General features: G+C 61.5%; 11 protein-coding genes. 8 read left to right on the top strand and 3 right to left on the bottom strand.

Going from position 1 to position 12,512, the window contains the following annotated elements:
- Positions 1–183: 183 nt before the first annotated feature.
- The 5 genes from OXG98_17295 (at position 184) to OXG98_17275 (ending at position 6,088) form a co-directional block, all read left to right on the top strand.
- Positions 184–864 (top strand): gluconate 2-dehydrogenase subunit 3 family protein, encoded by a 681-nt coding sequence (locus OXG98_17295; GenBank protein ID MCY3773765.1) that lies wholly within the window; start codon positions 184–186, stop codon positions 862–864.
- A gap of 13 nt (positions 865–877) precedes the next feature.
- Positions 878–2,545, top strand: coding sequence for a GMC family oxidoreductase (locus tag OXG98_17290; protein ID MCY3773764.1), 1,668 nt, complete (start codon positions 878–880; stop codon positions 2,543–2,545).
- A gap of 53 nt (positions 2,546–2,598) precedes the next feature.
- Positions 2,599–3,870, top strand: coding sequence for a histidinol-phosphate transaminase (locus tag OXG98_17285; GenBank protein MCY3773763.1), 1,272 nt, complete (start codon positions 2,599–2,601; stop codon positions 3,868–3,870).
- A gap of 206 nt (positions 3,871–4,076) precedes the next feature.
- Positions 4,077–5,819, top strand: a complete 1,743-nt coding sequence (locus OXG98_17280) for an ABC transporter ATP-binding protein (protein MCY3773762.1) — start codon at positions 4,077–4,079, stop codon at positions 5,817–5,819.
- A 44-nt stretch (positions 5,820–5,863) separates the two neighbouring features.
- On the top strand, positions 5,864–6,088 hold the full coding sequence (locus tag OXG98_17275) for a hypothetical protein (GenBank protein MCY3773761.1): 225 nt from the start codon (positions 5,864–5,866) through the stop codon (positions 6,086–6,088).
- Between the two features lie 50 nt (positions 6,089–6,138).
- On the opposite strand, the gene OXG98_17270 is transcribed toward OXG98_17275, so the two are convergent.
- Entirely contained in the window at positions 6,139–6,864 is a 726-nt protein-coding gene (locus OXG98_17270) for an aldolase/citrate lyase family protein (protein ID MCY3773760.1), read from the bottom strand.
- A 286-nt stretch (positions 6,865–7,150) separates the two neighbouring features.
- Between OXG98_17270 and OXG98_17265 the strand changes: the two genes are divergently transcribed.
- The gene (locus OXG98_17265; protein ID MCY3773759.1) at positions 7,151–8,128 is read left to right on the top strand and encodes a mannonate dehydratase; all 978 of its coding nucleotides are present in this window, start codon (positions 7,151–7,153) and stop codon (positions 8,126–8,128) included.
- Positions 8,129–8,188: 60 nt separating this feature from the next.
- Positions 8,189–9,379: a D-galactonate dehydratase gene (locus tag OXG98_17260; protein ID MCY3773758.1), complete on the top strand. Its 1,191-nt coding sequence runs from the start codon at positions 8,189–8,191 to the stop codon at positions 9,377–9,379.
- A 55-nt stretch (positions 9,380–9,434) separates the two neighbouring features.
- Here OXG98_17260 and OXG98_17255 read toward each other — a convergent pair whose 3' ends face one another.
- Together OXG98_17255 and OXG98_17250 are read right to left on the bottom strand one after the other, a co-directional pair.
- Positions 9,435–10,565: an exo-alpha-sialidase gene (locus tag OXG98_17255; protein MCY3773757.1), complete on the bottom strand. Its 1,131-nt coding sequence runs from the start codon at positions 10,563–10,565 to the stop codon at positions 9,435–9,437.
- Positions 10,566–10,604: 39 nt separating this feature from the next.
- Positions 10,605–11,696: a sialidase family protein gene (locus OXG98_17250; GenBank protein ID MCY3773756.1), complete on the bottom strand. Its 1,092-nt coding sequence runs from the start codon at positions 11,694–11,696 to the stop codon at positions 10,605–10,607.
- 255 nt (positions 11,697–11,951) lie between these two features.
- Between OXG98_17250 and OXG98_17245 the strand changes: the two genes are divergently transcribed.
- Positions 11,952–12,512: Rrf2 family transcriptional regulator (locus tag OXG98_17245; protein MCY3773755.1), on the top strand; the 561-nt coding region annotated here is incomplete at its 3' end.

Here is a 12,512-nt window from a genome sequence, read left to right as displayed (position 1 = left end):
GATTCGAAGGCATAGCCGTCAACTTCTTTGCCCGTCTGATTACGCGCGGCCGAATTCTATTGTCAACCCGGTATCCAGCCGTATTTTTGGAGCGGATAGTTTGAATAAATCGGCCCGAAATGTGTATACATTCCCGATGTACGTTCGAACGTGGTAATCACCGGATTCCGGAGCCCCGCAACCATGACTACCAAGCGGTTTTCACGCAGGTCGTTTATATCCAACACCGCCCGGGCCACGGGCGGCGTGGTCACGCTGGGCGTACTCAGCCGGACCGGCGTCCTCGACGCGCAGGAGGACGTCCCTTACGAACATGTCTGGCAGAATCTGGACGCCCGCCAGGGACGGACGGTGGATGCCCTGACCCGGATGATCATGCCGTCGGACGAAAACGGTCCCGGCGCGGCGGAAGCCCGCGTGGTCGTGTATATCGACCAGGCCCTCGGCGCCCATCGGTCAGACTACAAGGCGTCCTATACAGCCGGCCTCGACACCTTCGACCGGTATTGCCGGGCTACGCTCGAATCCGATTTCGTGGATCTGGATACCCGGGGAAAGCGAAGAGCGCTCATGGGAATCGACCGGGCCAGGTCTCCCCGGGAATGGCCGCAGGACGCCCCCATGGGCGCCCGCGACTTCCTGCGCATAGTGGTTACGCATACCATGGAAGGGATGTTCTGCGATCCAGCCCACGGCGGGAATTACCGTGAGACTGGATGGAAGCTGATCCGTTTCCCGGGCCGTGCGCCTTTCGGCTACGATCCCCCCTTCAGTGAATTCGACATGACCATTCCGGAGATCGCCTACCCCGAATGGCAGCCCTACGGCGGACCTATGAAGAGCAGGATCATCGGCAAGGAGTAGTTCCGGAGCGATCATGTCCCTTCCCAATCCCAGAATCCGCCGACCTGACGTCATCATCATCGGCACCGGTGCCGCCGGCGCCGTCATGGCGAAGGAACTGAGCACGCAGGGCCTAAGGGTCGTCGCCATGGAAATGGGGCCCTTCCTGAAGACGCGGCACTTCGACCAGGACGAGCTCACGGCGATGCATCCCGCCAGCAGCAGCCTGCATGAACACGCCGACATCTATCGCCATGACCAGCCCAATACCTACCGGCAGTCGGCCAGTGAACAGGCCATCGAGGATCACGGGATTCACATGCAGAGCACGGTGGGCGGCAGCACGCTCCACTACACGGGCATATCCTGGCGGCTCCACGAGAACGATTTCAAGGAGCGAAGCCTCTTCGGCGACCTGGACGGCGCGGACGTGCAGGACTGGCCCATCGACTACTGGGACCTCGAGCACTACTACGAAAAGGCCGAGTACGAAGTCGGCATCTCTGGACTCGCCGGCGCCAATCCCTTCGATCCGCCGCGCCGCCGGCCCTATCCCATGCCGCCGGTGCCGCGGACCAGCTCGGGCGCCCTGGCCGACATGGCGGCCCAGAAGCTGGGCTGGCACTCCTACCCGGCGCCGCTGGCCATCAACTCCCGGGAATACGGCGGGCGGCCGCCGGTCATGAACTGTGGCTTTTGTGAAAGCTACGTCTGTACCATCGGCGCTCGGTCCAGCATGCTGGTCACCATGATCCCCCGTGCGCTGAGGACGGGCAACTGCGAGGTGCGGGCCGATTCCTGCGTGCGGGAGATCGTCGTCGACGAGGACGGCAGAGCGGAAGGGGTCATCTACCTCGACAAGGACCTTCGGGAGCATCGCCTGGAGGCCCGTGCCGTGATCGTCTGCTGCAACGGCGTCCATACCCCCCGCCTCCTGCTCATGTCCAAATCGAATCTCTTTCCGGACGGTCTGGCGAACAGCAGCGGCAAGGTGGGCAGGCACCTCATGTTCAACTACTACCAGTCCGCGCGGGGTTTCTTCGAGAAGGATCTGAACGAGTACAAGGGGGTCATGGATTCCCGGATCATACAGGATGTCTACGACCCCGATCCGGACAAGTACGGCTTCTTCGGCGGGGGCGTGCTGGAACCGCGGGGAGACGGCGAAACCATATCTTTCGCCAACCTGAACATGCCGCGCCTTCGCAGGTGGGGCGCCCGGCGCAAGAAATGGATCATGGACAACTACACCCGCTACATGGTCGCCCTGACGAGCATGCAGTCCATGTCCCAGGAATCCAATACGATAGACCTGGATCCAGACGTCAGGGACAAGTGGGGCCTGCCTGTCCCGCGCGTAACCTACAACGTGCATCCGAACGAGCATAAACTCGGGGACTTCTTCCGCGACCGGGCCCGTGAGCTGCTCGACACCGCCGGGGCCCACGGGATCGTCGCCTCACCGAATTTCGTACCCCACGGCGACGCTCATCTCATGGGTACCTGCCGCATGGGCAACGATCCGGCGACTTCGGTGGTCAACAAGTTCAACCAGGCCCACGACGTGGACAACCTGTTCATCGTGGACGGTTCGTCCTTCGTCACCAGCGGAAAGAGCAATCCGACGCTGACGATCCAGGCGTTGGCGTTCCGCTGCGCCGATTACATCATTACGCAGATGTCAAGATTGAATATCAGGTAGCAGGTTCGAGCTCAGAACGTGGTTTGATCACTTTTAATTGCGGAGGCATGATCATGGGTTTCGGGAGTGTACTGAAGAACGGTTTCACCCGGCGTCGTTTCATGAAGGGCGCTTTGCTGGGCGCCGGCGCCGTGGCCGCGGGATCGACCTGGGACATCGCGGAAGCGCTCGCCACCGGCAAGAAGGCGAGCGACGTCCATGGCTACGGTGTTGATCCGGGCCGGGTTCAGATCGGTGCCAACGAGAACCCGCTTGGCGCGTCCCCCCGTGCCATTGCGGCCATCGCCGAGAACCTGCATAAAATCAACCGATACGATTTCGGCGTCGACCTGCCGGTCCGCCTCAACAAGTTCCACGGCGTCCCCGGCGTCGAGAATTTCGAACTGAGTTTCACTGACATGCGCTCCTTCATGCGTTTCAGGGAATTGAACCGGATCATGGTTACCCCCGGTTCGGGTCCGATTCTTCAGGCGCTCGCCGTCATGGCCGCGAGCGACGGCAGGGAGTGTATCGAGGCGGTCCCGGGATATGGATCGGTCGCACGGGGATTTCAGAGTTTTCAGATGATGGGGAAGAACGTCAGCGTCGTCCGCGTGCCGACCACGGGTGATTTCGTGCACGATCTTGGCGCCATGAAGGCGGCCATCACCCCGAATACGTCCCTGATCGTCGTCACCAATCCCAACAATCCCACCGGAACGATTGTGCCTTACGACGAACTGGTGTCCCTGGTGGATGCGGCGCCCGAGAAGGCCATCGTGCTCATCGACGAAGCCTATATCCACTTCGTTCGGGATCCGGACTACCAGGATGCCGTCAAACTCGCCCTGGAGCGGGAAAACGTGGTGGTCGCCCGCACCTTCTCCAAGATCTACGGCCTGGCCGGCATGCGCATCGGGTACGCCGTCGCTGGCCAGCGGATGATGGATATGCTGATGGCGCACATGGGTTTCTTCGGGGGCGGGCTGAGCACGCTGGGCATGCACGCGGCGCTGGCGGCCCTGGACGACGATGAATTCGTGGCGCGCACGCTGAAGGTCGTGAACGACGGCAAGGAATACCTGTCTGCCGAGTTCGACCGCCTGGGACTGGCGTATACGCCGAGCCACGGAAACTACATGATCGTGGACGTCAAGCGGGACAGCCGGCGGATGTCGGGCGAACTGTTCAGACGCGGTGTTATGGTGCGCGCCGGATCGGGATACCGCACCAGGGAGACCGATCTCCTCGGAAATCATCTGCGGGTCACCATCGGCAAGCCGGACGAACTCGAGGTGTTCGTGAATGAACTCGAGGATATCCTGGGTGGGTCGAACCAGGGTTAGTCAGACGATCGGTTTCGAAGCAAACAAGACCAAGCCCCTGGTGGTGCATGCTGCCGGGGGCTTTGCCTGTTTGTGAGGTCGACAGATCGGATGCCTGCGCGTAGGCGACTTTACGGTCGACGGGTGGATTTTGACGATCAAAGGAGTTCATAGACATGGCGTCAGACGAACCGAAAAACAGGCGAATCCAAGGAAACCATGATTCAGTGCCACGTACCGCCGAGATAATCCGGCAGACGCTGTATCGGCGCAAGTACGCCATTATCGCAGTGGTCCTCATGATGCTTGCGGGATCGGCCGTCATGCTGGTCCAGCCCCTGTTTTACAAGATGCTGTTCGACAGGGTGATCCCGGAATCGGACACCGGTCTGCTGTGGTGGCTGCTGACGGGGATGGTGGCGACCCCCCTGGTGGCGATCGGGATCTCCTATTTCGAGGGACATATCAGGGTCCGAATAGGCTATACGGTAACGCTGGCCCTGCGCAAGGCGGTCTTGAACCATCTGCTGCACGTGCGGCTCGATGCCGTCGAGAAGATTCCCAGGGGCGGCATGGTCTATCGGGTAACGCGGGATGCCGGCAAGATCGGCGACATGTACATAAAGAACGAGTTGTTGCCGGTGGTTTCCAGCGCGATCGTGCTGGCCGGCGTGCTGGCCGTGATGTTCGTTTTGAACGTCGAATTGGCGGCCGTCTTCTGCGCCGCGTTGCCGGCGACCTATCTCGTGACCCGGTACCTGACCCGGTACTCGAAGGAAATGGACCGGCAGGTGAACGACCAGGGCAAGGTCTCGGAGAGCTTTCTCTACGAAGTATTCAACGCATTTCGCACGATACGCATGTTCAACGGCGAGGAACATGCCATGAGGCGGTGGGCCGGCCACATGGACAGCCTCACCCGGATCAAGATACGAGGCGCGGCCCTCCACGACATCATGCTCACTTTTCCGAACGAAGTAATCAACGGACTGGTACTTGGCGTGCTGCTGGGATACGGCGCATTCCAGGTCATGGACGATGCCGTCACCATCGGCAGCCTGGTGGCGATTATGGCCTATGCGCCTCGGGCGTACGCCGCGTTGCGAACGGTGCTCACCACCTATACCGGCACACGGTTGATCAAGGTCTCGGTCGAGAGTCTGAACGACCTGTTCGATCTTCCCCTTGAACCGGGTCTGCGAGGTACGTTCAGCCCTCAACCGCTCGTCATCGAACCGCCGGCCATCGAATTTTCCAATGTGGATTTCAGATACGAACGGGGCTATGAGGTGAAGGATCTGTCGTTCAGGATGAACGGAGGGGAATTCGTCGGCGTCGTGGGTCCCAGCGGTGGGGGGAAGACCACGATTATCGATCTGCTGACCCGATTACAGGAACCTGAAAGCGGCCGGATCACAGTCGCTGGAAGGGACATTCGTGATATGTCCCTTGAATCGCTGCGGAACCAGATCGCCGTGGTGTCCCAGGATGTATTCATCTGGAACGCCACGCTCGCGGAGAACATCGCTTACCCCGAAACCGACTATCGTCCGGAGATGGTAGCCCGGGCCGTGCATTCCTCCTCGTTGGAAGAATTCATTGGAAATCAACCGGAGGGCCTCGATACGCTCGCGGGAGAGGGCGGGGTCGCGCTCTCGGGAGGGGAGAAGCAACGCATCGCGCTGGCACGGGCATTCATGCGTAGCAGTGCGAGGATCCTGATTCTCGACGAGGCCACTTCCGCCCTGGACGCCCTGGCCGAGGAGAAGATCAGAATAGCCGTTGAAGAGGCAAGAACGGGCCGAACCGCCATCGTCATTGCCCATCGTCTGTCCACGATCCGTCATGCGGACCGCATCCTGGTCATCGACGGAGGAAAACTGGTCGAATCGGGCACACCGAGAGAACTGGTAGCTCGCGGTGGCATCTTCTCAAAAATGTACGAGGCCCAGGCGCTGGATTTCGAGTAGAATCTACCATTTGCGGAGGTCATCCGGTGAATAAAAAGATAGTCATGAACATACTTCCAATCGGACTGCTTGCCATGGTCGTCATCTTTGTCCTGTCGATTCTGGTTCTGAGATGGCTATGGGCCTGGATCATACCCGATTTGTTCCCCGAAGCGGTGGCCCAGGGTCTCATCGTCGATACCCTGTCCTGGACGACATCGCTGAAGCTCGCCGTGGCGTTCATACTGGCCAACGTGGTTTTTGGCGCGTTCTCGTCGGGCAGGGACTAGCGGCGTGACCGACAGGAAAAGATTACGATATCAGTTGGCAAACCGGTAATTTACAGAACCGGATTCTCCAGAAATACCGTTACACCCATGTCCACGTATTCCTGGCGGGTTTCCGGCGCGTAGTTGCGAAAGCATACTCGCGTGTCAGAGTCCCTGAGTTGGTCGACCACGTGCTGGACGCAGTCGTCCACGTCGCGGAAGGGGTGTTGCGGGTGCGCTTCGATACTGTACATCAGATCGTTCGGGCCGAAGGACAGGCAGTCCACGCCCGCCTTGGCCAGTCTCCGCGCACCGGTCACCGCGGGGATCGATTCGAGTTGGATCATCAATACGCCGTAGTTGTTCCACCATGCGGCGTACTGAAGCCGGTCTCCCCCGACTTCGTTGACTTTCCGCCGCGCCCCGCCTCCCCAGCTCCGCATGCCCTTCTGCGGGTAGTAGAAGAAGTCGACCGCCTCCTCGACGGTTGATTCCGTTTCGACCTGGGGCACTTCGATCCCCGCCGGGCCGAGGTCGAGCAGGTTGCCGACGAGATAGCTGTGACAGGTGTGCTTGATTCGGAATACCACGTCGGCGTCCAGCGTATCGGCCCGGTCGCAGAACTCCACCAGCCGGTCTTCGCTGAAGGCACTGTGTTGTCCATCCACCCAGAGAAAATCGAATTTTCCGGATTCAACGATCTTTTTCAACTGCTCCAGGGTATGGGTCATGCCGACATTGGCGCCAATGATCTGCTCGCCCGCACCAATGCGCTGTTTCAAATTGCCCGCCGCCATATGGATTTGCTCCTGTTGTGGTTTGCTTTCTGCAAATAGGGTGTAAAACTATCGAAGGATCGCGCCAGCCTGCCGCGACTGACGCCGTACAGGGATGGTCAAGTAATCTCGAGTATAATGCGCGACGCCTTTTTTCGACAGTCAATATGGCGCTGTGGGCTTTCATTTTCCATTTTCGAATTGCCGAGACTTCCGGGCGGTCTATCTTAACACCAGATCCCCATCCCCATGGCCAGGCCGCAGAAATCCGGCGTCCGGTCCACAGCGCCCGCATTGGAGGAGCCCGATGTATCTGCACGATGTCGTAAACTGGACCGAATTCGACGACGATACGCTCAGCTTCTATCGCGCGATCAGCGTGGATTTGATCCAGCTGGATCTCAGGACCGGCGGCAGGGTCGAGGCTGAACGGCACGTGAGGGCGGGCAAGGACAGCACGGAGCTCTTCGAAAAAGCCCGGGAGAAGACCGAATCCCATGGGCTCCGGCTGCATACCGTCTTCATGCCGGTCCTGGAAGGGATCACCCTGGCCACGGAGAAGCGGGACGACGAACTGGGCGCCTTTGTCCGGCTCATCGAATGCATCGGCCGCGCGGGCATACCAACCCTCGCCTGGAATTTCAAGCCGATGGGGAATTTCCGGACCCCCTCCGACATTGGCCGCGGCGGCGTGGTCTACAGCACGTTCGACTATGCCGAGTTCGACCGGAACCGTCCTCCGCCCCGCGAGCCGCCCGTCTCCGAAGCGGTGATGTGGGACAACATGGTCACCTTCATGAATATCGTGGTTCCGGCCGCCGAGAAGGCCGGCGTCAACCTGGCGCTCCACCCGGACGACCCGCCCATTCCCGAGCCGCTGGGCGGCGTCGCGCAGATCTGTTCCACGGTGGAGCACTTCCGGCGCATCTTCGACACGGTACCGAGCGATAACCACAGGATGCTTTTCTGCCAGGGCTGCATGACCGAACTGGCGGGTCCCCAGGGTGTATACGGCATCATTGCCGAGATGGCGTCCCGGAACAAGATCGCCCTGGTTCATTTCCGAAACGTCCGGGGCCAATTGCCGAGGTTCGCCGAGGTGTTCATCGATGAAGGCGAAGTGGATATGCGCCGGGCCATGGAAACCTATCGCGACAACGGGTACGACGGGCCTTTCGGGATGGACCACACGCCGGGATTTCCGCAGGCACGGGCCGGATGGGCCGGGCGCGCCTATGCGAACGGCTACATTCGCGCCACGATCCAGACGGTCTACGGCCGGTAATCACGGCCAGGCGGTCCGATCCGGCCATTCCGCAAAACCAGACGAGGAGCGAAATCGAACATGAAAATAACCCACTTCGAAATCCTGCGCGTTCCGCCCAGTTGGGTATGGCTGAAGATCCACACGGACACCGAGCTGTTCGGCTGGGGCGAACCCTATCTGGAAAACCACCCCGAAAGCGTCATTGCCGAAGTGCGGCGCCTCGAGCCGCTGCTGATCGGCAAGGATCCATGCCGCGTCGAGTCGCTGTGGCATACCATGTACGAGGGCGGTTCCGGCTACGTGGGCGGACCGGTGAAGATGAGCGCGATCAGCGGCATCGACATGGCGCTCTGGGACCTTGCCGGGAAAGCCGCGGGGATCCCGGTCCACGGCATGCTCGGCGGGGCCTGCCGCGACCGGATACGCATGTACCGCGCCGTGGGAGGCCAGTTGCCGTGGTGCGTGGAGCCCGGTCTGCCCTACGATGCGGGTTGGGATCCTTCCCGGGAACCGGATTGGGTTTTCCCGGAGGGCCACGAGGAAGCAGCCCGGGTCATTATCGAAGAATGGGGCTTCCGATGCATGAAGCTGCACGTGGGCATGGGTACCGGACTGGAACCTACTTATGAAGTGGAACGGATTGCCGAAGCTTTCGCCGCCGTGCGGAAGGGGGCCGGTCCCGATGTAGAAGTGGCCGTGGATATCCACAATCCGCACCCCGCGATGGCGAAACAGATGATCTCCGCCCTCACGCCCCACCGTCCTTTATTCATCGAGGAACCCATGCCCGTGGAACGGGTCGACGTGCTCGCGGACATCGCGCGCAACAGCGAAGTCCCCATCGCCGCCGGGGAACGATGGATGGGCAAGTGGATCTTCTACGATGCGTTGCGCAAGAACGCCCTGTCCGTGATGCAGCCGGACCTGTGCCACGCGGGCGGGATCACAGAATGCCACAAGATCGCGGTGATGGGTGAAAGCGCTTACGCGAAACTCGCCCTGCACTGCCCTTTGAGCCCCCTGGCCCTGGCCGCGTCCATCCAGATCGACGCCTGCGCGTCGAATTTCCTGGTCCAGGAACACAACGAAGTGAATTGCTGGCGCGAGGGGGGCAGGACGTTCATCGGCAAGGGGTACTTCGCCGAACCCTTCGTGCTGGATGCGGACGGCTGCGTGGCGGTTCCCCAGGGCCCGGGTCTCGGTGTCGACATCGACCCGGAAGGATTCGAGCAGATCATGGCCCGGCCGTGGCGGGACGTGCGGGGCTGAACCCGGGTGATTGGAGTAAGCGTATCGCTGGTCGTCGGGCCGTGTCGCCGCCCGCCTAAACGCGCACCCTCGCCCATCGTGCGGTCTTGACGGTATCATTGCCCGCATAGTAGACGACAAACACCTCGTCGTCCGGCAAACGCACCATCCGGGGATGTCCGAAGCGCCACCGCTCCATGTCGCCCCACAGTTCGGACTGGCTGCGGGCGCCGCTGGCGCCGGATTCCGTGCCCGCAGTGCTGTCGTAGACCAGGAGATCCCGTTCGCGATCCCAGTTCTCCCCGAAATCCTCGCTGATGGAAAGCACGATGCCCGGAGGATCCCTGCGTCGCGGATAGGCGGCCAGCAGGCGGTCGCCGCCCAGGGACAGGGGCTGGCAGTGCTGGCCGGGAAGGCCGGTAACGCGCGGGACCGTCCATGACCTGCCGTCCGGCGATCCGAAGGCGATATGAATGTCGACGTCGATGCCCGCGTAGAAATCGTGGGTCCAGAACGTGGCGACCAGGCGGCCGTCATCGGGATGGACAGCCAGCCGCTGGTCCCAGTAGGCCAGCGCATTGTCCGGATGCCGGGCCACGGTGGCGAAGTCCGGCCAGGTCCGGCCCCCGTCCCGGGAGAAACGCAGCCTGGCCGCGGGCCGGCCCGGTGACGAATCCAAGTATTCCTTCCACTGTTCATAGGGCTGCGCCAGGACACCGCCGGGCAACCGTATGATGGGGTGCGAACAGGGTGAGGCGGCGAGGTGGGGCGTGGTTTCCATGGAGCGCGGCATGCTCCAGGTGAATCCCCCGTCCTCAGAATCCGCGTGCATGATGCGCATGGGGAGCAGGCCCTGCGTCTCCGGATGGATGAAGGGTAGATCAGGGTCGGAACGGTCTACCCACAGAGCCGTGGCGGTGAGCTTCCCGGGGGACAGTTCCGTACTGGTAAGCCCCTTGATTTCGCCGGGCTTGCCGTCCCACGATCCCTTGCCGAAGCCGTCGTAACGCAGTTCCCAGGTCCGGCCGAGATCCGCCGTGGCCCAGATACAGGCGTGCCCGTCCACCGAATCGCGTGCCGAGCCCCAGCGGCCCGAAACGAGTATCGTGCCGTCATGCAGCCGGCTGATGGTGGTGAAGGCGCAGTTCCTGCGGTGATCCGGGATGACCTGGTCGTCGCAAATCACGCCGGAATCTACAAGGCGCACGAATCCTCCAAAAATTGTAACCCGCTCTTGAACTTGTGGTTACGTGACTTTACTCCAGTGGTCGATCAGGCTGGATTCGTCGTAGGACACGACCTTGCAGGCGACGTCCGCGGCACGGAACATCTCCCACTGCTTCTCCGCGGTCCCTGCCGTGTAATAGGCGGTAACCAGCCGGCCGTCTTCGAGGCGGGCAGTGGAGGGATAACCGATGTCGGCCCCGGGCAGGGAGTCATCGATGACCAGCCTCCGGTCGTCCCAGGTCGCCCCGCCGTCCCGGCTGATCAGGCCTTCCACGCCGAAGGGTGGATGACGGCGTCCGAAGAGCATCAGCAGCCAGCCGTTGGATAGCAGGGTAATGTCCGGCGGATGCTCCATCGCGTCCGTGACCCGTCCGGTCCCACGCCAGGTGTACCCGCCGTCTTCCGAAACACAGGCGTACAGCGCCTGTTCGGACCGGTTCTCCGAACGGGCGACAAACAGCCAGCGGCCGTCGGGAAGGATGGCCACGTCCGATTCGTTCAATCCCATCGCCACCAGGGTCGGGTCTCCCCAGGTACGGCCGTTGTCCGTGGATCGGAGGATATACGTCGGTGTCGTCGCGGGGCCGACGCGGACCGTACCGTCACCGGGTTGGCACAACGGCGAGCCGCCATAGATCAGCATGTGCAGGACACCGTCCGCGGTGAAGATCTTGCCGAAGGGAGAGGCCCCGTTGATCGGAGTGTAATCGATGAGTTCGTCGCCGGTCCAGGTATGTCCGCCGTCTGCGGAGAATACGACCCGGGTATCGACGCGGCCCAATTCCGGTTTCCACGCGCCGTCTTCATCGTAGGAACCCTGCCAGTGGTAGGCCAGGACGAGCGTGCCGTCAGGAGCCAGGCCCAGTGCGGGGTTGCGGTCGTCTCTTTCGCTGTCGGCCACGGTCATTGGTGCGGACCAGGTCAAACCGCCGTCAAGCGACCTTCCTACGTCAAGGCGACCGCCCAGGCCCATGTGCGCGGCGCCGCAACGGTATGCCACAAGCAGTTCGCTGCCTCCCAGGCAGGTTATGACAGGGAAATACCCCTCACCCACTAGCGCGTCGATCGAATGGGTACCGGGCAAAAGGCGTACATCGAGTTTACCGGGCATGGGTGGTCTGATGTCCTTGTGTAAGCGTGTGATTCGGTTAAGCGGATATGGGACCGACTGTAACGCAGGCAGCCTTTGATGTCAAGGAGATCGCACAGGAAACGACAGCGTCTCAGCTTGAGCGGCCGGCATGGCTCGGCACAGCAAACCCGCACGCAACAACAGCTTCGATTAAGAAACAGATTTAATACTTGACAGAAAAGTCAGGTTTGCTATATTCACGTAGGCAAATCGGATGAAAAAGGAGACGCCTCCATGAAAGTGACCGCCCAGGAAGAATACGGACTTCGGTGCATACTGCAACTGGCGCGACATCATTCCCGCGACCCGGTAACGGGCCGCCAGATCGCCGAGTCGGAGGGCATTTCCCTGGACTACGTCTCGAAGCTGCTGATGATCCTCAGGCGGGCGGAACTCGTCCGAAGCGTGCGGGGAATCAGGGGAGGATACGCGCTGGCGAAGGAGCCGCGAAGCATCACGCTGGGCGAGGTCATGCGCGCCCTGAGTTCTGAAGAGGGGATCGTGATCACCAGCCCGGACAGCCACATGTGCGATCATTTCTCCGGCCACCTGGAGGCGTGCGCGCACCTGAACGCATGCGCCATCCGTCCGGTCTGGACGGTCCTGGCCCGGTACCTGTCCGGCGTGCTCGATCACATTTCCCTCGCGGACCTGCTGCAGACGGAACACCAGGTGCTCGAGGTGGTGGAGCAGGTTTCCCGCGATACCCTGCGGGGCCAGGCGAGGGGCGGCACGATCCACATAGCCCGTACGCACGGCTTGTTCAGAACGGCAGGGATTAATCGTTTCAAGGAG

The organism is Gemmatimonadota bacterium, assembly GCA_026706345.1.
Classification (GTDB): domain Bacteria; phylum JAAXHH01; class JAAXHH01; order JAAXHH01; family JAAXHH01; genus JAAXHH01.
This window is presented reverse-complemented; position numbering and strand designations above follow the sequence as displayed.